The 23,083-nt window shown below is 31.4% G+C and carries 19 protein-coding genes and 1 CRISPR repeat array; of the genes, 3 read left to right on the forward strand and 16 right to left on the reverse strand.

Annotated features, from left to right (window positions below):
• The first annotated feature begins 127 nt into the window (after positions 1-127).
• Positions 128-4,977: direct repeats of the CRISPR family, unit length 30 nt; unit sequence ATTTCAATTCCTTTATGGGACGATTAAAAG.
• A gap of 204 nt (positions 4,978-5,181) precedes the next feature.
• The 14 genes from cas2 to ACFFU9_RS01270 form a co-directional block, all read right to left on the reverse strand.
• Complete coding sequence (cas2, locus tag ACFFU9_RS01205) at positions 5,182-5,445, reverse strand: CRISPR-associated endonuclease Cas2 (RefSeq protein ID WP_379859530.1); 264 nt, start codon at positions 5,443-5,445, stop codon at positions 5,182-5,184.
• Positions 5,446-6,450 (reverse strand): type I-B CRISPR-associated endonuclease Cas1b, encoded by a 1,005-nt coding sequence (gene cas1b, locus ACFFU9_RS01210; RefSeq protein WP_379859531.1) that lies wholly within the window; start codon positions 6,448-6,450, stop codon positions 5,446-5,448. It abuts the gene before it with no gap.
• Positions 6,447-6,977, reverse strand: coding sequence for a CRISPR-associated protein Cas4 (cas4, locus tag ACFFU9_RS01215; RefSeq protein WP_379859532.1), 531 nt, complete (start codon positions 6,975-6,977; stop codon positions 6,447-6,449). The genes cas1b and cas4 overlap by 4 nt, the downstream gene beginning before the upstream one ends.
• A gap of 349 nt (positions 6,978-7,326) precedes the next feature.
• Positions 7,327-9,579, reverse strand: coding sequence for a CRISPR-associated helicase Cas3' (cas3, locus tag ACFFU9_RS01220; protein WP_379859533.1), 2,253 nt, complete (start codon positions 9,577-9,579; stop codon positions 7,327-7,329).
• A gap of 49 nt (positions 9,580-9,628) precedes the next feature.
• Positions 9,629-10,294 carry a Cas5 family CRISPR-associated protein gene (locus tag ACFFU9_RS01225; protein WP_379859534.1) on the reverse strand — a complete coding sequence of 222 codons (666 nt, stop codon included), beginning with the start codon at positions 10,292-10,294 and terminating at the stop codon, positions 9,629-9,631.
• Positions 10,294-11,310, reverse strand: coding sequence for a type I-B CRISPR-associated protein Cas7/Cst2/DevR (gene cas7i / locus ACFFU9_RS01230; RefSeq protein WP_379859535.1), 1,017 nt, complete (start codon positions 11,308-11,310; stop codon positions 10,294-10,296). The genes ACFFU9_RS01225 and cas7i overlap by 1 nt, the downstream gene beginning before the upstream one ends.
• Entirely contained in the window at positions 11,307-13,271 is a 1,965-nt protein-coding gene (locus ACFFU9_RS01235; RefSeq protein WP_379859536.1) for a hypothetical protein, read from the reverse strand. Before ACFFU9_RS01235 ends, cas7i begins: the two co-directional genes overlap by 4 nt.
• Positions 13,272-13,331: 60 nt before the next feature.
• Entirely contained in the window at positions 13,332-13,517 is a 186-nt protein-coding gene (locus ACFFU9_RS01240; RefSeq protein WP_379859537.1) for a low molecular weight phosphatase family protein, read from the reverse strand.
• 168 nt (positions 13,518-13,685) lie between these two features.
• Complete coding sequence (locus ACFFU9_RS01245) at positions 13,686-14,306, reverse strand: plasmid pRiA4b ORF-3 family protein (protein ID WP_379859538.1); 621 nt, start codon at positions 14,304-14,306, stop codon at positions 13,686-13,688.
• A gap of 17 nt (positions 14,307-14,323) precedes the next feature.
• Positions 14,324-15,112 carry a CRISPR-associated endoribonuclease Cas6 gene (cas6, locus tag ACFFU9_RS01250; protein WP_379859539.1) on the reverse strand — a complete coding sequence of 263 codons (789 nt, stop codon included), beginning with the start codon at positions 15,110-15,112 and terminating at the stop codon, positions 14,324-14,326.
• 594 nt (positions 15,113-15,706) lie between these two features.
• A complete protein-coding gene (locus tag ACFFU9_RS01255; protein WP_379859540.1) occupies positions 15,707-16,108 on the reverse strand; it encodes a putative periplasmic lipoprotein in 402 nt (133 codons plus the stop codon).
• A gap of 31 nt (positions 16,109-16,139) precedes the next feature.
• Positions 16,140-16,499, reverse strand: a complete 360-nt coding sequence (locus ACFFU9_RS01260; RefSeq protein ID WP_379859541.1) for a DUF3127 domain-containing protein — start codon at positions 16,497-16,499, stop codon at positions 16,140-16,142.
• A gap of 3 nt (positions 16,500-16,502) precedes the next feature.
• Positions 16,503-16,808 (reverse strand): hypothetical protein, encoded by a 306-nt coding sequence (locus tag ACFFU9_RS01265; protein ID WP_379859542.1) that lies wholly within the window; start codon positions 16,806-16,808, stop codon positions 16,503-16,505.
• A 2-nt stretch (positions 16,809-16,810) separates the two neighbouring features.
• Positions 16,811-17,506, reverse strand: coding sequence for a hypothetical protein (locus tag ACFFU9_RS01270; protein ID WP_379859543.1), 696 nt, complete (start codon positions 17,504-17,506; stop codon positions 16,811-16,813).
• 113 nt (positions 17,507-17,619) lie between these two features.
• On the opposite strand from ACFFU9_RS01270, the gene ACFFU9_RS01275 reads away from it, so the two are divergent.
• Positions 17,620-17,841, forward strand: a complete 222-nt coding sequence (locus ACFFU9_RS01275) for a helix-turn-helix domain-containing protein (protein ID WP_379859544.1) — start codon at positions 17,620-17,622, stop codon at positions 17,839-17,841.
• A gap of 111 nt (positions 17,842-17,952) precedes the next feature.
• On the opposite strand, the gene ACFFU9_RS01280 is transcribed toward ACFFU9_RS01275, so the two are convergent.
• Positions 17,953-18,390, reverse strand: a complete 438-nt coding sequence (locus ACFFU9_RS01280; RefSeq protein ID WP_379859545.1) for a JAB domain-containing protein — start codon at positions 18,388-18,390, stop codon at positions 17,953-17,955.
• Positions 18,391-18,533: 143 nt separating this feature from the next.
• The gene (locus ACFFU9_RS01285; protein WP_379859546.1) at positions 18,534-18,929 is read right to left on the reverse strand and encodes a hypothetical protein; all 396 of its coding nucleotides are present in this window, start codon (positions 18,927-18,929) and stop codon (positions 18,534-18,536) included.
• Between the two features lie 487 nt (positions 18,930-19,416).
• On the opposite strand from ACFFU9_RS01285, the gene ACFFU9_RS01290 reads away from it, so the two are divergent.
• Both ACFFU9_RS01290 and ACFFU9_RS01295 read left to right on the forward strand, forming a co-directional pair.
• Positions 19,417-22,200, forward strand: a complete 2,784-nt coding sequence (locus ACFFU9_RS01290) for a type I restriction endonuclease subunit R (protein WP_379859547.1) — start codon at positions 19,417-19,419, stop codon at positions 22,198-22,200.
• Positions 22,200-23,021, forward strand: coding sequence for a type I restriction-modification system subunit M (locus ACFFU9_RS01295; RefSeq protein WP_379859548.1), 822 nt, complete (start codon positions 22,200-22,202; stop codon positions 23,019-23,021). Before ACFFU9_RS01290 ends, ACFFU9_RS01295 begins: the two co-directional genes overlap by 1 nt.
• Positions 23,022-23,083 lie beyond the last annotated feature (62 nt).

The following is a 23,083-nucleotide window of genomic DNA, read 5'->3' on the forward strand; positions in this document are numbered from 1 at the left end:
CTAACTTCTGTTCTAATGTCCATTTCCTGTATTTCATATCTCAAATATATGGGTTTTCAAATTTAAAATATCACTCCGAACTATTAAGGGGCTAAACTAATTTGAACACAACACCTCGATATGTGTAATTTCAATTCCTTTATGGGACGATTAAAAGCAGAATAGGTCTTTACACAAATACAATGTTTAGGGGATTTCAATTCCTTTATGGGACGATTAAAAGAGCGTTAGATTTAATACAAGCTGAAATAACAGCTAAATTTCAATTCCTTTATGGGACGATTAAAAGCTATTCAATTCGGTTCTGGTCAAGTTATTAAGATAAATTTCAATTCCTTTATGGGACGATTAAAAGAGAAATTTTTAACTCAAAAGCTTACGTTAAAGACTCATTTCAATTCCTTTATGGGACGATTAAAAGTTATCCCTTGTTTAGCCCATTCAGCGTTTAATATAGATTTCAATTCCTTTATGGGACGATTAAAAGAAAAGCTTTAACAGCTAAACCACCTATAGCAACTAAATTTCAATTCCTTTATGGGACGATTAAAAGCTTCGGATACTCTTGGCTTGCTTGTTTCATTATCAAGATTTCAATTCCTTTATGGGACGATTAAAAGCACTTTATCCTCATAACTTCCGCCTGCTCCTGTAAAATTTCAATTCCTTTATGGGACGATTAAAAGGACTTTCTGAAATACCGTTAGTTGTTAAGCAAGCTAATTTCAATTCCTTTATGGGACGATTAAAAGTCCGTTTCGCTTTCAAAATACCAATCTTCTAATAAAATTTCAATTCCTTTATGGGACGATTAAAAGGGAATGTATTCTGTTGCTGTCTCGTCGTATATTGAAATTTCAATTCCTTTATGGGACGATTAAAAGCCCTGTAAGCTCTAAAGAACCTAAGTTATCAAAGTTATTTCAATTCCTTTATGGGACGATTAAAAGAGTAGTACCACGATTAACAACTTGTTGTAATACGTTATTTCAATTCCTTTATGGGACGATTAAAAGACTTGGTGTTGCTTAATCCTGCTGATCTTGCGTTAAATTTCAATTCCTTTATGGGACGATTAAAAGGTGGAAGTGGCGCAAGACATCAAAGTCTTTCTTAAATTTCAATTCCTTTATGGGACGATTAAAAGGAGTAATAAAAGAAACGTTAATAGGTCAGCAAAGAAATTTCAATTCCTTTATGGGACGATTAAAAGAATATGGGAAACCGAGAGCGTACCAGATGGGTATGGATTTCAATTCCTTTATGGGACGATTAAAAGTTATGAAGGGGTTCATTTTATAATAAAATTAACAGAATTTCAATTCCTTTATGGGACGATTAAAAGTCCTGGGAACTCATTACAACCACATTTATTTAATAAAATTTCAATTCCTTTATGGGACGATTAAAAGAATCATTAAAATGAGACATAGTTATTTTATTACTCTTATTTCAATTCCTTTATGGGACGATTAAAAGGATGGGAAATAATATTGAACCAGCTATTAAAGGGCAATTTCAATTCCTTTATGGGACGATTAAAAGTTTTCTTAAATGCGATAAATCCATAATGTAGAAAAGAATTTCAATTCCTTTATGGGACGATTAAAAGACGCGTTCTCAATAAGAATATCACCTATGCCTTTTGAATTTCAATTCCTTTATGGGACGATTAAAAGTATCATAAAATGTTGCAAAACAACACAATTTCAAAATTTCAATTCCTTTATGGGACGATTAAAAGTCTTGAAGTAGCCCAACCTTGATTATCTCGTGTAGATTTCAATTCCTTTATGGGACGATTAAAAGCACCAGAGAAACCTCCACCTCCCCCGCTTGCCGTATTTCAATTCCTTTATGGGACGATTAAAAGATATACACCTACACAAGCAGGCACTTACACGAACGCATTTCAATTCCTTTATGGGACGATTAAAAGTAGGGATTACATAGGCAAACCTATTACAATTAACAGATTTCAATTCCTTTATGGGACGATTAAAAGTCAACAAATTGCCCTTCTGGTGTCATAACCCCTGTTTATTTCAATTCCTTTATGGGACGATTAAAAGTCTTGCTGTTTTTTAATAGATTCATCTTGCATTTTTATTTCAATTCCTTTATGGGACGATTAAAAGTTCCGTTTATTGTAAGACCTTCTAACATGAAAACATATTTCAATTCCTTTATGGGACGATTAAAAGGAGTACTCAAAGTAATTTATTTATACCAGTTTCGCTATTTCAATTCCTTTATGGGACGATTAAAAGGTTAAAAAGCTTAACGAATAAATCCCTGTTATATTTATTTCAATTCCTTTATGGGACGATTAAAAGTCAAGTACTCTTGTAGGCTTATCTATGTGGCTAGCAATTTCAATTCCTTTATGGGACGATTAAAAGTACCAAGTGAGTATTAATTGAACGTAATGCAAAACTATTTCAATTCCTTTATGGGACGATTAAAAGTATCTCAAATAGAGATACATATTGTGTCATTCACGTATTTCAATTCCTTTATGGGACGATTAAAAGGTAACCATAAACCTTAGCATAATAGAAGTTATCATATTTCAATTCCTTTATGGGACGATTAAAAGTCTAGATAACTAGAGAAAGAAACCAAGGTTTAACTATTTCAATTCCTTTATGGGACGATTAAAAGGGAATCTTTATTTAATATTATGCCTTTGTATTCGTCATTTCAATTCCTTTATGGGACGATTAAAAGACAGGCGGTACTTGGCTTATTGTCCTGTTATAGTTCAATTTCAATTCCTTTATGGGACGATTAAAAGAAGTCGTTATAGGTTTGAACTTATTTTCGCTAACGTCATTTCAATTCCTTTATGGGACGATTAAAAGTTGGCATATCGAAACGGAACGCTTTGTATCATTTCTATTTCAATTCCTTTATGGGACGATTAAAAGTAAGATTTAGTAAGATTGCTGATACTATCAAAAAAAATTTCAATTCCTTTATGGGACGATTAAAAGCACCACAACAAAAATACTGGTGGTACTTCTTTGGTCATTTCAATTCCTTTATGGGACGATTAAAAGAAGCGTTCCGTTTCGATATGCTAATAGCGTATTGAAATTTCAATTCCTTTATGGGACGATTAAAAGTGCAGATAATCACTCTATTGTAACAGGTGTAAGGTCATTTCAATTCCTTTATGGGACGATTAAAAGACATCATTCGATAAGATGAAAGAAAGGTTTTTGAAATTTCAATTCCTTTATGGGACGATTAAAAGTTCTACCTGAATCTATTATAACTGCAGTCCCATTAGCATTTCAATTCCTTTATGGGACGATTAAAAGGTATGTGTCAAAATCAATACGTGATATTACTGTTGCATTTCAATTCCTTTATGGGACGATTAAAAGACGACGGAGACAGCGCATACCAAATTGCTGTTCAAAAATTTCAATTCCTTTATGGGACGATTAAAAGGCCGACCCATCTAAAGTAACATCGGCTCTCATTTTGAATTTCAATTCCTTTATGGGACGATTAAAAGTGAGTAGAGCGATGTTTTTTACTGTAAATTCAGTTTTATTTCAATTCCTTTATGGGACGATTAAAAGTTAGGAGACAAAATAACGTGTCTTCTATCATCCAATATTTCAATTCCTTTATGGGACGATTAAAAGCATTGTCTAACTTTACTGTATGTAAATATCCGTACAATTTCAATTCCTTTATGGGACGATTAAAAGGTTTTTTAGGGTTTCTCGCAATCATATCCCCAATATTATTTCAATTCCTTTATGGGACGATTAAAAGACGCTCAAACGGTTTTTAGACGTGTGCAGCTTATGAATTTCAATTCCTTTATGGGACGATTAAAAGTAAAACCAGCTTCACCATTCGAAATGCGTAAATACGATTTCAATTCCTTTATGGGACGATTAAAAGTTGCGTGTATATCTTATTTCGTCTATACGTGTGTTGATTTCAATTCCTTTATGGGACGATTAAAAGTTAGGAGACAAAATAACGTGTCTTCTATCATCCAATATTTCAATTCCTTTATGGGACGATTAAAAGCATTGTCTAACTTTACTGTATGTAAATATCCGTACAATTTCAATTCCTTTATGGGACGATTAAAAGGTTTTTTAGGGTTTCTCGCAATCATATCCCCAATATTATTTCAATTCCTTTATGGGACGATTAAAAGCGCCTAAAGGAATACCGTTAGACTCTTTCACCTCAAATTTCAATTCCTTTATGGGACGATTAAAAGTATTAGTTTTGTGTCGTATTGGTTCGCTTTAATTGATTTCAATTCCTTTATGGGACGATTAAAAGGCGACTGGTGCAATATGTTCTACCGAATTAAAAAGAATTTCAATTCCTTTATGGGACGATTAAAAGCAAAATTAGCTGTATATATGTTGCCCGAATTATCGAATTTCAATTCCTTTATGGGACGATTAAAAGTATTGTTCACTAATTCATTAATAGCATTAACTATACATTTCAATTCCTTTATGGGACGATTAAAAGCAAGCTTAGAAGCACAACAAAAATTAACAGTAGGAAATTTCAATTCCTTTATGGGACGATTAAAAGATATATCAACATTGTACATGCTACTGATTACATCGTATTTCAATTCCTTTATGGGACGATTAAAAGGGCAAAAAACAAGATTCTTCTAAAGTTGCTATCAGTATTTCAATTCCTTTATGGGACGATTAAAAGCAGCTGTTAAGGTCGCAATCTGTTTCATCTCCCACATTTCAATTCCTTTATGGGACGATTAAAAGCAGATACTGCTTCCTCTTCTTTTTTCTTTTCCTTATTTCAATTCCTTTATGGGACGATTAAAAGTCAATGCTCACTCCTATAATAGGCAAGCTTACAGAAATTTCAATTCCTTTATGGGACGATTAAAAGCAAGCTTGCAAAGCACGCCTTGATGCTGATACTGTAATTTCAATTCCTTTATGGGACGATTAAAAGCCGTTTGTTTTCAAAAAACAACAGCTTGTCTATAAAACACTTACCTTTTGTAAAAGTACAATATTTAGATTAAAAAATAGTCGATGTATAATGATACGATTTCTCCTTAACTTCGACAATACCGTAAACATCTGATTTTAAGCTTTTTGTTTTTTCAAAATGTCAAAGAACATTTTTATTAAAAAAATTCAATGCCCTCGACGACTACAACAAGTTATCTAAATCATTTTTTTCTTTCCCAATGACTTCTTTTTCGAGCCATCTTTCTTCTCGGCTTTTAAATATAATCAAACTATCGGTTTCTTCATCCATAATTAATTTAGCTTTTGATAATAACTCCTTTAATTTAACTTCGGAAATAGCACCTTCAAACACACTGTTCTGAATCCAATTAAGGTATTGCCTACATAGCTTCAGCATCTTGCCTACACGTTTTGAGTCCATATCATACACCAAAATCACATACATTTACCACCAAGTTTTAAAAGGTTTATAATCTTGAATATCCATAACGTGTTTTACCAATTTGTAACATTCCAACCGTATTAACCGCTTATAACTTATATTTTGATCCAAGGTTCTATGCTTAATGGTTTCGTTTAATTTTTCATCCCAAGCACGCATTACTATTTTCCGACCAGATTCTTTTAGCAAGCAACTATTCACTGTTTGGTCAAAATGTACTGCCTGAATCATCTTTTTATTTAATAATGAAAAGATAAGACGGTCGGCCAATAATGGTTTAAAAACCTCAGCCAAATCCAACGCTAAAGAAAAGCGTCTATAGCCAGGTTCATGCAGAAAACTAATAGTTGGATTCAACTGTGTATGATAAATTTGATCTAGACACGCCGTGTAACAAATCATATTTACAAAAGAAATCATCGCATTTACCTCATTATTTGGGGGTTGCTTTGTTCGATTGTTCATTTCAAAATCGTTAATTATCTCACTAAATGCGCTGTAATAAGCTATTCGAATATTCCCCTCAATTCCCATTAGTTCGTCAATAGCCATGGTATGTTCTATAGATGTAACTAAGGCTTCAATTTTTGCTATTTGAGCAGTAGTATTTTTACCTCTTTTTGAGTAATATTTTAAATTTTTAAGCATATTAAATGCCGCACCTTGTATAAACTGTTGTGCTATAAACATTCGCTTGGTATGTGAACCGTAATGTGTTACTTGGTTTACTATTACTTTGCCACTAAGTAAATAATCTTTAGGCATAAAGCTACCGGTATAATGCTCATAATAATCAAAAAAATGAACGCCAATATGGTTTTTTCCTAAGAAATTATACAAGGCGCTGTTTGCATCTAAACTTCCAAAGCAAAAAAGATTTTTCACCCCTTCTACAGGTATATATTTAGGTCTTCCATCTATACCATCTTCATTTACTGGTGTAAATTTTAAAGTATTGTCTTTGCGCGATAATCTGCCAGGGTTGAATAAATAATATGATTTTTTCATGCTTCATCAATATAACAGAGTTGATAATACGAACATTTTTTGCAAATTTTTGAATTAATAGTTTCAGGACATTTTTTTTGATGAAGCAACTTACTTACTCTTTGTGTGGTTTCTTCCAAAAAAGCGACATCAGTTTGTGATAATAATACTTCGGTAGTTTTTCTAAGTTTTGGGTATTCTATACGCCCAATAACGCCTTCAATTCCATTAAGTTCAAAAAGCCAAATATAGAATTTAACTTGTAAGGTGTGGGCTTGTTCTACAGATTTCCCTCTTTTTGTTTCATGGATAATATTATGTTTATGGTCGTAAAAATCTACCTTTCCATTGAGCGTTAAACCATTCCATTGCGCAGTAAGCTCCATTTCACTGTGCTTTTCGGCACGTTGTGGATAGCTGGTTTCATGTAAGAGTTTTCCACAGTAAACTGTATCGGAAGTATGTTCCATTTGAATGGCATTTGCAAATAACCACAGTTTCCTGTGGCAAATGGTGTAATAATTGATGTGTGTTGCTATAATATCCATAACATATTAATATAAAAATTCAAATACCCAAAGTGGCAATTTACTTAATGGAAACTCAACGTTATCCGCAACTACGAAAGCATTTTTTACAGCTTCAGTTTATTTACTTCTTTTATCTTTTCCTCCAACTTCAAAAGCAAAGATATCATCAACCAAAAAATCTCCTTGTTTGAGGCATGAAACTTTATGCTAATAATTTATTGTTCTAATTAATCTCTTGAAATACATAACGTTTTTTATTAGTACTTACATGCAGTATTAGTGCTGCTGATTTCTCTAGTAATTGTTCCATTTTGCATTTTTATATGTGCGATTTAGTGTTATTTTTGCATATTTGGGTGTGTGATTTTTAAAATATTCTATCATCAACATTATCTATTCTTTTTAAATAACCTAATCTGCTACTATATATTAAATCAGATGCAACAATAACTTGATATTTTGCTCTTGCTTCCTTACTCTTAATATACATTTCTTTTGTTTCGTAGCGATAAACGGAAACTAATAACTGGTTTGCCCTTATAAAATCTCCTTTCTCTTTAAGTTTTTCATATTCATCTAATAAGTTTTGACATAAAACATCAATTTTCAAACTTTGTCCTTCTATTACATCTTCTATCCAAGGCCTCCAATGCCCAGCAATCATTTCATTTTTAAAATTATTTATCATTGAATTATTAAATCCTTTTTCAAATTCATTTTTCTGTGTTTCATTATAGCCATTTTTATACACTTGATTACAGACATCAACTAAATCGGATTCTGACAAATCCTGTTTGTTTAATTTTAAAAGATTTTCAAAGGTCAATTTCAAAACTTCTTCATCATAGAAAAATTTGGTATTACCAATGATGTTTTCAAAAATATATACAGGTGCTGTACTTTCTTGTTTTCCTGCTCTATTAACACGCCCAAAACGCTGAATTAGAGCATCAATTGGTGCATTCTCAATAAAAGCCACATCGTAATCAATATCCAAACTGACTTCAACTGCTTGGGTTGCAATCAATAATTGAGGTTTATTGTATTTGTCCGTAATTAGTTTTTCGATTACAATTCTATCTCTCTTATTAAAGCCACTATGTAATAATTTCACATCTTTAGTAAAGTTGATTTCTTCATATAAATTTTGACAAGTTTTAACGTTGTTTACAATTATTAAAACTGATTTTCCATTGTTCAAATAAGCTTTTATTAAATCAATTTCATCTGTAATAGATTTATCTTTACAACAAATCAACTGATGCCTTTTTTGACCTAAAACCACTTTATCACTTGGCTCTTTTGGATTGGGTTGAATAAAAATATTAGTATTTCCATCATAAATTTTATCAATAATTAAATCGCATAAAAACTTAGGAATAGTAGCTGACATAAAGAAAATCTTAGCCTCAAAATTATCCTTCAACCATTTAATAGTTGCTAACATTAAACCTGTCATTAATGCGTCATAAGTATGAAATTCATCAACGATAAAACAGGCTTTTTGATAATCAAATAAACTAATTTCCCAGCCTTTTCCCATTAACGCATTTTTTAAAATCTGATGTGGTGTAGCAACTTTAACAGGGAAAAATAATTCTTTAGAAAATGATTTTAGAGTTCTTGCTTTTTGAGCATTTTCAAAATGATTATCATCCTCATTTTCTAATTGTTCAAAGAAAAATTCTAATGTTTTTGAATGTAAAGCAGTAACAACTTCTTCTCCAAAAATTATTTGCATTCTTTTAACCATTGCATTAATACTTGCTGTATAAGGCAACAGATAAAAAAGTCGTCCATTTTCTTCTTGATTAGCAAAATACCAAGCTAAGGCTGCTTCTGTTTTTCCCGAACCCGTTGGAGCATATAGAATAACATCATTTTTTACTGTTTGCAATTTTTTTTGAAATGCTCTAAAAGGATAAACCTTGCCTGTTTTATCATTCTTAGGTTGGAACATCTGAATTTCTAAACGCTTCCAATGAGGTATTTCATTTTCTAATCTAGCTGAACCGATATGGTCGGAAGCAATTAACAAACCCCTTGTTTTGGCTAAATGAAACCTTTTTTTAGCATCAGGTTCTATTCTAAGTTGAAATCTTTGATTTAATAATTGAGTACTAATTTTAGAAAGTTTAGAAGTTGTAGTTTCAAGATTTAAACTTTGTGTTTTTAGTTTAAATGCTATCTTCCAATCATCCATAAATTGTTTTAGTATTTCAAAATCATAAAACTGACTTATTAAATCAGGCATTCCATCAGCCAAAATAATAGTATCTAATCTCCCATGACCATCAGCAATTACACCTTTATGATGCGTTGCAATTGCGAAACATTCATCTTGTGGTAATTCTAAAAACTGTTCGATTAACCACAAAGACATTATTTCGTGTCTTATTGCATTTTTAGGTTTGTTTTCTCTTAAGTTTTCTTGAAATAATTCATGAATTTTTCCAATATCGTGGAGTATAGCACAACGTACAATTTTATCTAACCAAAATGTTCTTTCGTTTTCTTCAAAATATATTTTTTGAATTAAATTTTCTGCTGCTGTTACCACGTGTTGAGTATGTTCAACTAAAGTTAAACCAGTACTTTTAGCGAGAAATTTTTCAATCATAATTACTTATTTTGAACAGACGGAAAAATATAAAACTCCGTGCTGTTTTTTATTGCCAAGTGTGTAAATAAAACTGTTTATTATTAGTAGTTTTAAAAAGATTTTCATGTTCAATAGTTGATGAGCTTTGAAAAGGAATAGACATAAAAATTTTTGAATTAATCCCTGTTCTTCCGCTTCCTATTTCTTCATTTTCCTTGTATGCTTCTGCTATTTGCACTAATTGACCACCAATTTTCAAACCTATAGAAAACGGCATCATGCAACCTCGAATATTCGCTTTAGAAATAGACTGACATTTAACAATTTCAGCCTTTTCTATTTTCAATAAATCCTGTGAACGTCCAAGCGACGGTGTGCCAATTGGATATTTAAAATATTCCAACCAATCCGTTCTATTTAACCAAACCGTTAAAACAGGATTAATATGAAATTCTCTTAAATAAGCGTCTGTCCCTTTTGCATGAGGTTTTAATTTACCGTCGAAAGCCAATCTATGACGTGTTTCTAAGTCGTTTTCAGTAGTGTCATATTGATACTGAAATCCAATATTCACCTCACTAGCTTCAACAATGCGGCCTAAACAACAACCTATCACTCCTAATAGCATCGAATAAGACGGTGTTGGCATACAAACAGCATTTCCAGAAAGAATAAAAGGAAGTCGAGGCGTAGCTGTCCAGCCTTTAAATTGCACTTCCAAAAAGTCTTTCATTACTTTAAATGTTTTTCTATGAACAAATTTGTAACACTAATAGGAGAACCAATTTTGATAAAATCATTCTCTAAATCTTTTATCAAATCTTCATTTTCTAAATAGCCGCTTCGAATACCAATATATACAGGCGTTGATAATTTAGATTTATAATCTTCAATAATTTCAAGTAAAGCTTCAATTTTAAGAGCTGGTTTTATTCCATTACCTTCAAATAAATCGTTAAAAATAGGGTTTGCACATTCCATTCCTGCTAAAATCAAAACTTTTGGAGAAACATCAGCACCAAAAGCCGCCATTTTTGCTCCTCCTCTTAAATGAGCTAAACCTTTCAAAAGACCCGCTGCTCTTTGGTTTCTTTTTTGTCCAGCATCTTTTAGACTATGTCTTTCAAATTTTCCAATTGGCGATGTTTCTAATTGGTCTTTATATTCATCAACAAACTCTTTTGCTAATTCTACATGACTTCCTAAGTTATCATAAATGCCTAATCTATAATATTCTAAGTTAAAAAAGCCCTCTAAGTGTGTGGAATAAAATTCAGTTGAATAAGGAAGCGGTGTACCCTCTTTTAAATGAACAAATGCTTCATCTGTATTCATAACTCTTTTCCCCTGTATTCCTTTCAAAATAGAAGTTTTGAAGGGAGAAGTTCTTTGTACACTTTCTTCATTGCCTTTTCCACTTCTCATATACCCAAACAAATCATCTTCAGGATAATCAACGGGGTTTAAATAAGTAGAAATTTTACTTGTGCTACCTTTTGCAGATTGATCGATGGCTTGCAAATCACTTGGCGCCCAATTATTCTCTTCGTTAGTAGTGTTTCTCAACCATCTTCTCCATGCTTGAGCAGACACATAAGGCACTTTTTCAAACTTTCCATTAACCTTCTCGCTAAAAGCTTTTGGAATAACTTTATTTCTGTCTTCTCCTGAACCAAGTCCTGCTCCATTTAAAAATACTGCTCGGGCATCGATTAATAACGACCCTGTGATGTTTTTTAATACACTCATATTGTTACTGTTTTTGTTGTTAAAAATGTTTTTCTAAAATGTTGATTTAATAAAAATTGTATTACAAAACGGGAAAAATTCAAATTATACTCGCCATTGGGAGAATAGAATAATTCTTGTCCAAATGTTTCTAATAGTTGTTTGTTAAAAAATGTATTGCTTTTATAGAATTTATTCATGTTATTTAAAACATCATAAATCCAACTTTTATAATATGTTGTTTTTGTTGGGAATGACTTTAGTATGTTTTTTTCATATTTCAATGTATCTTGATGATATTTCTCTAAATAATAAGTTTGAAAAGCTTCAACAAAATTTTGATAAACTTTAAATTGAGAATTATCCACTTTATCTAATTTCTCGAAACAGCCTTCATCAAACTCATTATTAGCAATGGGTTGAGCATAATATAATCGAAGTAATTTATTTAATCCTCTTCGGTTTGGATGATAATCTTTGTAAGTGTATTTTAAAACATCGGATAAATTAATACTCTCAGAATTTCTGACAAAAACTCGATTGATATTAAAAGTTTCATAATCTTGTGAATGTTGTAATCGTTTAATACTTCTTTCTCGTTCCTTATCAATTTCAATCAAATTAATAATTGTAAAAATTACAGGCGTTAAGTCTGTAGTTTTGGATGCAGGACAATTTTCTAAAAATGCTTTTTTTTGATAATAATAATGAGTCATTTTATAAATACCGTAAGTCCACGCATTAATCAATTCAGAATCTGTTTTATCTAAAATTTCTAAATGATTAGTTAAAGACCATTCTTCATTTTGCGTTGCTCGCAGTAAAACCGAATAAAACAGCGTATTATATTCTGTTTCTTTATAAGCATCAGATTTCTCTAAAAGTTTACTGTCAGCGTTTGATTTTTCATCATCCTTTTCAATCAAATAAGCAATGTATTTGGCATACTCCAAAAATTGAGCATTTCCAATTGCAGTTTGATAAGCATCATAAAACGGAACTCCAACGCCTTCCATTATGTTATTTTTAATTTTTCGTGGATACAAACCCCAAAAATCTTTCTCCTCAAATAGATGTTGTAAAAAATAATTAGACATTGAACTCGTTAATATTTGCACTAAATCGTTTTGTGTTTTAGAAGTTTTGTAAAAACCAAAAAGCGTTTTAAATATTTTATTAGGTATCCTATCAATGTAACAACTTGCTCCAGTACCAGAATTAGAAAAACTCCAAAGATTTAAGTCCGAATAACCATCATAATTATTGTTTTTATCACTATATATTTTAAGTGCTTTTAAGATATAATCACCTTGAGAAAAATCCCTAATATTTTCTACTGATTTATTTGTAGCTGTTATTTCAATTTCCTGCAAAACTCGTTTTACATTATCATGGATATAATCTTTTGAAAATTCAAAATCTATGCTATCTATTAATAAAATTCCACCTTTATAAAGCAATGCCGAAAATGGTAAAAATTGAATAATCACTAAACAAATTGGATGAATTTTGATTTCAAAAGTTGCTTGTGGTAGTGCTTGTGCATCTGAACCCAAAGCACCTGTAAGTGGAAACCAACAGCGATTAATGGTTTTATCTTTCCCATCAATTTTCTTTATAGGGTATTTGATTTCATGCAATACATTTTCATAGATTTTTGAAAAAGGTGTATCAAACCACAATCCTGAAATTTCACATTGATATTGACCTTTTTCTTCAAAATTATTTAAAGTATGCTCAATAATTCCCTTAAAAATTTTATCTCCAAAATCTTTATCATTTAACAAAGGTCCATTTCTTGAGAAAAGCATAGAATAACTTTTCATTCGTTTAAACAACTCCCAAATCTTATGCTTTTCATATAGGTTTAGTAAAGTATCTGTTTTAATTTCACAAACTTCATTAAGGTCTCCTAACACTTCGATGGTTTGCAGTGCATTGTTTAAAAAAGCACTACCTGTATAATTTTTAAATATTTTCATTTATCCAATATTTTTTGCATCCTTATTACTTTAAAAGTCTTTGTTTACTTATTTAAATCATCAAACAATTCTTTTTCCTCTTTCATAATATTCTTTTGAAACAACCCCCAATTCCCCACCAGTCCAATCATCAAAACCCCAATCTTCACGCTCAATTGGACAATTATTAACGATGTAAATCATCCGCTGAACAAAATCATCCCAGCTCTCAAAGTGTCCATCTTCTAATATAAATACCTGTTTCATAAATACAAATGTATAAATAAAAGCCAATATTAAAAAGAGTATAATAAAACTAAAAAAAATATAAATATATTTGCATTATTAAACCTAAAATAGGTGTGTGCGTTAAAAATCGTCCCATATTGGAATTGAAATATATTTAAAAGCGTATTTCACCTATTTTTCTTTTTTCTACTCCTTCTCAAGTGCCCAAATATCCCGCAATCGTTCTTGAACATCTTTTAAATCAAATTCATTTAAATCCCACTTTTCATTTTTTTCAAAATCTAGCCACTCTCTAAAATCTTTATTATCTGGGTGCTTTTTATCATTTAGCGCTTCCACCATATTGTAATAGCCCCAAATGCCACCACAATCTTCGATGGGTGCAGTGCCTTTTCCGCCTAAGCACAATGGAACAATAATAGTTTCGTCGGTTATTTCAACAAGTTCAATACTGTGTTTCCAGTCATCACCAAAATCGTAGATATAAACTATTTTCTGCTTTAGCTGCTTGAAATACTCTTTTAATTTAATCTTATTAGCATCATAGCGCTCATTATAAGGCCATGTGTTGGACTTGGAAAAAGGAACTTCATCCCATCCTTCTTCCCCCTCCAACTTTTGTTGTAAACGAGGGGTGCTTCCCCATCCATTTGGCGAAAACTGAAATAAATGAGTATTCTGCCAATTGAAAACACCTTGTGTAATTAGATGCATATCTAAAAAAGTGAGGTTTTCATTTACTTTTACTTTTCTCCAAATAGGTGGTTTGGAGGAACCTTCTAGTTTGATTTTAAAAATATATGCCATATTATTAATTATATATGTTATTTTATTAGCTCCAAACATCCCATTCCCAGTGCATTATACAATCCTGCACCAGCATTGTAAATTACCTGCAACTGCTCTTGGCTTCCTGTAAACTCCATATCAAAATTTAAATAGCCTTTTATTCGTGTTTGTTGTTTGGTAAAAGCCTTAATGGTTATTAATCGCGACTTAGGCTTGGTATTCTTTAGGTTTATGGCAACTTTTAATTCATTTTCATTAAATGGTATTTTTAATGCTTTTAATTTTTGTTCCCAATTATACTGTATGCAAAGAGCAAAGCGCTCATCGGTTGGTGGCATAAAGTCATAATCGTCTTTGTCATTTTTAATACCAGCTACACAAGCCGAAATAGGGCGAACAGCTATTGTGTTATTAACTTTATTCTCAATAACAGAAAAAGGATCGGACATAGCCTCAACACTATTAACTTTAAAGGTAGCTTTACTTTTTTTGTCTGCAATATCGATATCTTGTGAAAGAAATAAGCCTTTTACAAAATGTTGAGCTGCTTCGGGCAGGTGAAAAGAAACCACAAGCTCCACAGCAGAATTAATGAGCATGCGATCGCCTTTAATTTTAAATCGGCAATTTAAATCTGAAAAGGTAAACAGTTTAAAATGTTTTAATCCATCGTCAACCACATAGCCTTCTTCATGCAAAAAAGTGGCATAATCGACATCCGCCTTTTGCAGTATTTTATAAATAGCTGCGCTTAAGGGGTATTGATAATTTATAGGAATAGTTGGATTCGAGTTTTTAGAAACCAATAATAATTTAAATCGCATGTAAATTCTTTTAAAAAGTAAAACATTGATAGTTGGATAAACTTACAAAACATTAAGAAGACATACACCTTAATTATAGAAATTAAATTGAACTATCTTTATTATAAATTTAATAATACTAATTTGCGTTGCAAAAGGCTTTAAATTTTAAAAATCAAAGTGAGAGAGAAGGAGAAGTCTAAAATCAGTTATAACCCTGAAAACTTTAAAAGTTATAACTGATGATTGGCATAATAGTGTGAAAATAAAAAAACCAGTATTCACAAAAGCTTGTAAAGTACTGGTTTTACTGGTGGAGAAGATGGGATTCGAACCCACGACCTCTTGACTGCCAGCCACTTAAATTTCCTTTTCAAACCTTTTCATTTACCTTCATTGCTTTGATTATCAATGAAATATAAAAAATCGGATTTTCATCCATTTTCAATTCTTGGCATTCTTCTTTTAAAATGTTGCCGATATGTTGCAGGAGGATTTCAAAATAACAACTTTATTATGTAACACTGTAATTACTGCAACTACTGTAACAAAATTCCATTTACATATTAGTTTACAGGCATTAGAGAACAAAATGTACTAAATAAGATATATATCCTATTCATTAGGGTAGCAGCTATTATCAAATTTATAAGTAGTTCCATTGTCCTTAATACTTAGCCCAGTTCCGCTAATTATGCCTGAAACCTTGCAACTTGAAAACACAAATCCGCTATTATTACATTGCCCAGTTAAACTGATGGTAACATTAGGCTTATCATAGGTAAAAGTACCGTCTATTTCTTCATTGTGAAATTCCCCAGAACCTACATCATAAACTGGATGGCTAATTCTCATGAAATTATCAACAGAAAAATATATATAATACGTTCTATTGCTTTCTTCATGTCTCCATTCAGTTTGATTAATTGAATCTGGTGTAACATTACTACCTTCATCATCACTAGAGCAAGCTGTAAATGATAAAACAGCTATTAATATTAATAATACTTTCTTCATAATACTGGTTTTAGGTTATAATTGATTTGGGTTAAAAAGGCAAATCATTATCTGGTTCATCTATAAAACTTGCTGGTTCTTCTTCGTTTTGATTATTAGGTGTAGGTTCTGGGCTATCTATAAGCTCTATCCTCCAACCTTGAATAGCATTAAAGTATTTAGATATTCCTTCTGGATTTACCCACTCTCTACCTTTTAAATGAAGATTAATTTTTACATCTTGACCTACATGGTAGCCATTTAGTAAATCACATTTATCTTGGATGAATTCTACTAAAATATGTTGTGGGTACTGTTCTTTAGTTGTGATAACAGCTTCACGTTTTCTAAAGCCATTATCTCCCATATTTTGTGTCTCGTTTAAGACCTTTATTTTTCCTGTTATTTCCATACGCTAATATTTAATGTCATTTATAATTTTATTAAGGTCTATTGGTTCTTGGTAGTTTTCATTATTCCTATGATAATCAGATACTTCAAGTAGTTTTTCATATAGTTTTATGAATTGTGATTCCTTTTTTAACATTTTATGATTATGTATGTCTGCTTTAGGAAATTCTACTTTTAAAGTGTCAAAATCCCGACTTAGGCTTATATATCTTAACTCATGTTTAAGCAACCACCAATCAATCTTACCTCTAGTATAAATACCTTCATTTGATAGTGATTTCAGCTCTTCTATTAGTTCACTAAATTTCATTATTAAAAGCATAAATTATATATGTATTTAATCACATCTAATATCAAGTCTAAAACCCCATACATTAAAGCCAAGATAAAAACCAAAGCTACTACTGTAGTCAATATAAGAGCACCATATTTTAGTACTGATAAAATTTTACTTGTATCTTTTAATTCACTCATATACCAGCTTAAAAACAATATTAATCCAATACCCAAATAAAGATAAAACGTAATAAAATCATCTTCAGAACCGAAGTGTGATACTAAGAATCTTAATATGAAAAAGCCAGCCACAGCTAATATTATTTTTATAATCCCAACATTTTTTATCACTTTTATTATTTCTTCATCTATTTCCAAACCTAAGGATCCAAAAAATTCTAATGTTTTACTCTTTATTGGACTTTTTTCATACTTCTTAAGAGGTCTATTATCATTTATAAAATCGTTAAGCTTTGTACTAACAGTTTCAACTGTCATCATTTTGTAAAGATTCTTCCAATCACTTTTACCGAGTCCTGCACCGCTCCAGGCTAATGCATGAGCTCTCATTTGTTCCTGAAGGTTATTTATTGAAATACCTCCGTTATTTAACATCTCATCAATATAGTCTTCAAAAGTGGGTTTTCTGCCATCTCTTAATTCCATTGAAGAAACTGTTCTTTTTAATTTATCTATCAAAATTAAAAAAGGTTCATCTTGCTTTGAAATCATAATTTTAAATCGATTTAAATGAGAAATAATTCTGTACTAGAACAAATATAAAATAATTTACAGACCGATATGTCTTTGGTGTAGATTAGTAATTAAAGGACATTTCGGTCATTATGAAAACTAATGACAGTAAAGCCATCCTTTTAGAATTAGCTAACAGGATAAAGACATTAAGAAACGAAAGAAACCTAACCCAAGCTGTGTGTTATGAGGATACTGGCATTAATTTTGGTCGAATTGAAAGAGGTGTTAGGGATGTCAGTTTTACTACTCTAATAAAAATCTGCAAGTATTTTAATGTTTCGATGGATGAACTATTGAATGACCTCTTTTAAAACTATTTAAAATTTTGGCTATTAATACTAATCTTTTAAAGATTTTAAACCTCTATTATAGTCCAAAAAGTAGGCACTAAGCTTTGTTCACGGATTCATAAACGATAAAAACTATTTTAATTCGCCTTCATCTGAAAAGCTATAATACCCCATCTTAGTAATGATTAAATGGTCGAGTAAAACTATATCTAGGTGTTCTCCAGCTTTTTTTAGTTTACTGGTAATATTTTTGTCAGCTTCACTAGGTTTTAGGTTTCCACTTGGATGATTATGAACAATTATAATACTACTTGAACCACATTTTAATGCAACAGAAAACACTAATTTAGCATCCACAACCGTTCCTGCCATTCCTCCTTTAGATAATGGATAAATACCAATTACTTGATTGTTCCTATTTAATAACAATACTTTAAATTCTTCTTGAAGTTCTATAGTGTGTTTATTCCAGCAAGCTATTAAAACTTCAAATGATTCTTTACTATTATTAATTTTAAATTTCTCCTTATTGTTGTTTGAGTACGATACTCTTACTTCTGCTATTTCCATGATAGATATTTTGAAATTTTTTATAGTTTATACTCACTTTTATTTTTGTAGGTAAGCGTAGACCTGTTTTAAAATTTAGTGATAGGGTAAATTGTTTAAAAGCAAAAGCCCAATCTACATTACTATAGATTAGGCTAATTGTTTTACTCTGCATGCTCTAAAATACCATTTTTAGAGAACACATCTGAGTTTGCAATTACATTGTGTTCATACTTAACAGCAGTCTGTTTAGGTTTTACAGCATCTTCTGTAACATAAACCCATCTATGAGATAATGTTATTTCCTCCCCTGATTCCTTTACAACATAATTAAACGGCTCACAGTCCTCTTTAATAATGCTTCCTGCCATTTCTGTGCCTATTAAAGCTGAACATGTCTGTTCATCAAAAGTTGATGGGATATAGGCTCTCTTGGCAGTTGCATAAAAGTTACCTGTAACCTTGCTTAATACCATTTCAATGCCACCTTGTAGTTCCAAAACGAAGAATGATGTTCCATCCTCCTTATCTCTTTGTTTGTAATTAATAATTCTAACCATTGTTTCTAAATTTTTGAGTTGTAGTGCACCACACGGAAATCAATTTATTCCTGAATAAAAATCACAGCTATCAACTTGAATTTTTAATTGCAGGTAGAAAAATTTCTTTCCTATATAAAGTGGTGGGGGAATCTCTATCCCCAGAAATGGGTGGGGGTATCTGAGCAAGGGGGGCTAAGCTCTCACTAAGCATCGAAAAAATAATTTTTTTAAATTTTTATTATTGATAGTATTAATAGTCGCAATTTATTGTGATATTACTGACAATAAACTATTTTTAGGCTTAATTTCAAAACGGACAAATATGAACCACTTTAAGAAGCATTTGTAGAATAAAGTAGAAATTAAAAACGGTTATTCTAGAATCCAAAATAAAAACTATAATACTTACGCTCTAAATAAACATTAACCTTAATTAGTGATTTCAATAGAATTAGCTAATAATTTAAATGTTAAGGGAAGGGACTAAACCTTTTAAAGCTTCTTAATGAACGAATCGACAACAAGAAAAGAACTAATAGATATACATCTCAAGGAAGCTGGATGGGATGTTGATGACAGAACTCAAGTAGTTGCTGAATTCGTAGTTAACTATGTTAATGAGACAAGTGAAACCTATAGTAACAATCAATTCGCTGACTATGTTTTACTAGGCAAAAATGGTAAACCTATAGCAGTCGTCGAAGCAAAAAAATCTTCTAAAGATGCTAATATTGGTAAAGAGCAGGCAAAACAATACTGTTACAATATTCAAAAACGGACAAATGACATTTTACCCTTTTGCTTCTACACAAATGGTCACGACATATTTTTTTGGGATTTAGAAAATGCTCCTCCAAGAAAGGTTGTTGGCTATCCAACCAGAGAAGATTTGGAGCGCTACCAATACATAAGATTAGCAAAAAAACCACTAACTAATGAGTTAATTAACACTAAAGTTGCAGGTCGAGATTACCAAATAAGAGCCATCCGCTCTGTTATGGATGGATTAGAACAAAAAAGACGTACATTTTTAATAGTTATGGCGACAGGCACTGGTAAGACTAGAACTACCATTGCATTAGTTGAAGCACTTATGCGAGCTGGTTGGTCAGAAAAAGCATTGTTTCTGGTAGATAGAATTGCCTTAAGAGACCAAGCACTAGAGGCTTTTAAAGAACATTTACCAAACGAACCTAGGTGGCCAAAACAAGGTGAAAAAAGTATTGCAAAAGATAGACGGATCTATATCTCTACTTACCCAACAATGCTCAATATTGTTCGAGAAGAAAAAGAAACTTTATCACCTCACTTTTTTGATTTAATAGTAATAGATGAAAGCCACCGAAGTATTTATAATACCTATAAAGAAGTTCTAGATTATTTTAATACCATAACTATTGGTTTAACAGCTACACCAACAGATGTAATCGACCACAACACATTTAAAATATTTGATTGTGAAGATGGGCTGCCATCTTTTGCCTATACCTATGAAGAAGCAGTAAATAATATTCCTCCATATTTGTGCAATTTTCAAGTAATGAAAATTAAGACCAAATTTCAAACAGATGGAATTAGCAAAAGAACCGTTTCCTTAGAAGACCAAAAGAAATTGATTTTAGAGGGTAAGGAGATAGCCGAAATTAATTTTGAAGGTGTAGAGTTAGAAAAAAAAGTAATAAACAAAGGAACTAACACACTTATAGTGAAGGAATTTATGGAAGAATCCATAAAAGACATAAATGGTGTTTTGCCTGGAAAAACTATATTTTTCTGTGTTAATATTGCTCACGCTAGACGAATTGAAGAAATCTTTGACCAACTCTATCCACAATACAATGGTGAGTTAGCAAAAGTAATGGTTTCAGAAGATTCAAGAGTTCACGGAAAAGGTGGTTTACTAGACCAATTTAAAAACAAAGACTTCCCTAGAGTTGCTATTAGTGTTGATATGTTAGACACAGGTATTGATGTAAGAGAATTGGTAAACTTAGTTTTTGCCAAACCTGTGTACTCTTATACCAAATTTTGGCAAATGATTGGTAGAGGAACTCGTTTGCTTGAACCTACACAAATGAAATCTTGGTGTACAGAAAAAGATGTTTTTTTAATTTTGGATTGTTGGGATAATTTTGAATACTTCAAGCTAAAACCTAAAGGAAAAGAACTAAAACAAGCAATACCTATTCCTGTAAAGTTATTTGGTTTGAGATTAGAAAAATTAGTTGCAGTTATAGAAGCTAATATTCCCGAAACCATATTAGAAGAATGTATAAGACTTAAAAAACAAATAGCAATTTTACCTGCAAACTCAATAGTAATAAAAGATAATAGCAAAGCAGTAGCAAGGGTTAATAGCCTAAATTTTTGGGTGGATATAAATTCTGATAAAATAAACTTCTTGAAGACAGAAATTCTTCCTCTAATGCGAACTATTTCTGGTATAGACTATAAAGCTATGCGTTTTGAGAAAGACGTTTTAGAAGTTTCTTTAGTGAAAATGCACAATGCAGAGGAGAAATACAACATGATTAAAGATGCTTTAATAGAACGTATTTCTGATTTACCTCTTTCTTTAAACATAGTAGCTAAACAACAAGAACTTATTAAAGATGCACAACGGAATCATTTCTGGAATAATATTAAAGAAAATGATTTCAACAATTTAATAGACAAACTTTCTCCATTAGCAAGGTATATTGATACTAGAGAATCTACTACTGGACCTTCTAAATTTAATTTTGAAGATGTGTTAGCGACTAAAGAAATGGTAGAATTTGGTCCGAAAAATGAGGCAGTAAGCATTACTCGCTACAAAGAAATGGTGGAAGAAAAAGTTAGGGAGCTGACTGAATCAAATCCAATACTCCAAAAAGTCATCCATGGAAATCCTATTTCAGAAGATGAAATTGAGCTTCTAGCAAAAGAGCTTCATGAAGAAAATCCTCATATAACCATAGGGTTATTACAACGAGTATATCAAAATAGAAAAGCCAAATTTTTACAATTTATTAAACATATTTTAGGTCTTGAAATTTTAGAGACATTTACCGATAGCGTTGCTAATGCTTTTGACGCCTTTATTAAAGAACACAATTACCTATCTAGCAGACAATTGCAGTTTCTAGATATTTTAAAAAAATACATTTTAGAAAAAGGAAACCTAGAAAAGAAAAATTTAATAGAATCTCCCTTTACAATGATTCATCCAGAAGGAATAAGAGGCGTATTTTCGCCGAAAGAAATAAACGAAATTTTACAACTCACAAATAAAATACTGGCTGCATAATGTTACAAAACAACCCTAAATTAAAAGCTTTAATTGTAAGTCTTTGGAATACCTTCTGGAGTGGTGGTATCGCCAATCCTATTACTGCTATTGAGCAAATTACTTACTTGCTATTTATTAAAAGACTAGATGAACTTGAAAGCAAAAGAGAACGTGATGCAGAGTTTACAGGCGAAGCATACGACTCTAAATTTGATGGTGAATATATCCCTTGGATTGATGAAAGTCCATATCGACCAAAACTAAATGCGACTGATGATGAAAAAGAGGACTTATACTATAAGCGAGAAGAAGCCCTAAAGCCAAGACCTAAAAAGGAATTAAAATGGAGTTTCTTCAAATCTATGCCAGCAGACCAAATGCTAGTGCACTTTAGAAACAATGTATTTCCCCACATAAAAGACTTAAATGATGAAAGTTCTTCGTTCACTAAGTATATGAAGAATGCCGTTTTTATCATTCAAAAACCTTCTTTACTTGTAGAGGCAGTTAAAAAAGTAGATGAAATTTTTATTGAAATTGAAGAAGATGCTAAAGATGGCAAACAATCATTTCAAGACATTCAGGGTGATGTGTATGAGATGCTTCTAAAGGAAATTGCTACTGCTGGTAAAAACGGACAATTCCGTACACCTAGGCATTTAATTAAATTATTGGCAGAATTAACAGAACCCAAATTAGGGCATAAAATAGCAGACCCAGCTTGTGGAACAGGAGGCTTTTTACTAGGAGCTTACCAATATATTTTATCGGATTTGGTACGTAAAAAAGAACCTGACTTATTGAGGTCATTTAAACTTTTTGCTTTTCATTTTCTTTAGGAATATTGCCATAAATGATAGATAGTTGAAACCCAACCAACTTGCAATGGTTGTGTCAAATC

The sequence above is a fragment of the Mariniflexile ostreae genome, from assembly GCF_042427585.1.
Classification (GTDB): domain Bacteria; phylum Bacteroidota; class Bacteroidia; order Flavobacteriales; family Flavobacteriaceae; genus Pseudalgibacter; species Pseudalgibacter ostreae.

Excerpts from the sequence above, each read along its gene's own strand:
- cas1b (WP_379859531.1), bottom strand. The coding sequence starts at position 6,450 with ATGAAAAAATCATATTATTTATTCAACCCTGGCAGATTATCGCGCAAA.
- ACFFU9_RS01240 (WP_379859537.1), bottom strand. The coding sequence starts at position 13,517 with ATGAAACAGGTATTTATATTAGAAGATGGACACTTTGAGAGCTGGGAT.
- ACFFU9_RS01255 (WP_379859540.1), bottom strand. The coding sequence starts at position 16,108 with ATGAAGAAAGTATTATTAATATTAATAGCTGTTTTATCATTTACAGCT.
- cas4 (WP_379859532.1), bottom strand. The coding sequence starts at position 6,977 with ATGGATATTATAGCAACACACATCAATTATTACACCATTTGCCACAGG.
- ACFFU9_RS01225 (WP_379859534.1), bottom strand. The coding sequence starts at position 10,294 with ATGAAAGACTTTTTGGAAGTGCAATTTAAAGGCTGGACAGCTACGCCT.
- ACFFU9_RS01295 (WP_379859548.1), top strand. The coding sequence starts at position 22,200 with ATGTTACAAAACAACCCTAAATTAAAAGCTTTAATTGTAAGTCTTTGG.
- ACFFU9_RS01280 (WP_379859545.1), bottom strand. The coding sequence starts at position 18,390 with ATGGAAATAGCAGAAGTAAGAGTATCGTACTCAAACAACAATAAGGAG.
- ACFFU9_RS01260 (WP_379859541.1), bottom strand. The coding sequence starts at position 16,499 with ATGGAAATAACAGGAAAAATAAAGGTCTTAAACGAGACACAAAATATG.
- ACFFU9_RS01245 (WP_379859538.1), bottom strand. The coding sequence starts at position 14,306 with ATGGCATATATTTTTAAAATCAAACTAGAAGGTTCCTCCAAACCACCT.
- cas3 (WP_379859533.1), bottom strand. The coding sequence starts at position 9,579 with ATGATTGAAAAATTTCTCGCTAAAAGTACTGGTTTAACTTTAGTTGAA.
- ACFFU9_RS01285 (WP_379859546.1), bottom strand. The coding sequence starts at position 18,929 with ATGGTTAGAATTATTAATTACAAACAAAGAGATAAGGAGGATGGAACA.
- ACFFU9_RS01265 (WP_379859542.1), bottom strand. The coding sequence starts at position 16,808 with ATGAAATTTAGTGAACTAATAGAAGAGCTGAAATCACTATCAAATGAA.
- cas2 (WP_379859530.1), bottom strand. The coding sequence starts at position 5,445 with ATGTATGTGATTTTGGTGTATGATATGGACTCAAAACGTGTAGGCAAG.
- ACFFU9_RS01235 (WP_379859536.1), bottom strand. The coding sequence starts at position 13,271 with ATGAAAATATTTAAAAATTATACAGGTAGTGCTTTTTTAAACAATGCA.
- ACFFU9_RS01275 (WP_379859544.1), top strand. The coding sequence starts at position 17,620 with ATGAAAACTAATGACAGTAAAGCCATCCTTTTAGAATTAGCTAACAGG.
- ACFFU9_RS01290 (WP_379859547.1), top strand. The coding sequence starts at position 19,417 with ATGAACGAATCGACAACAAGAAAAGAACTAATAGATATACATCTCAAG.
- cas6 (WP_379859539.1), bottom strand. The coding sequence starts at position 15,112 with ATGCGATTTAAATTATTATTGGTTTCTAAAAACTCGAATCCAACTATT.
- ACFFU9_RS01270 (WP_379859543.1), bottom strand. The coding sequence starts at position 17,506 with ATGATTTCAAAGCAAGATGAACCTTTTTTAATTTTGATAGATAAATTA.
- cas7i (WP_379859535.1), bottom strand. The coding sequence starts at position 11,310 with ATGAGTGTATTAAAAAACATCACAGGGTCGTTATTAATCGATGCCCGA.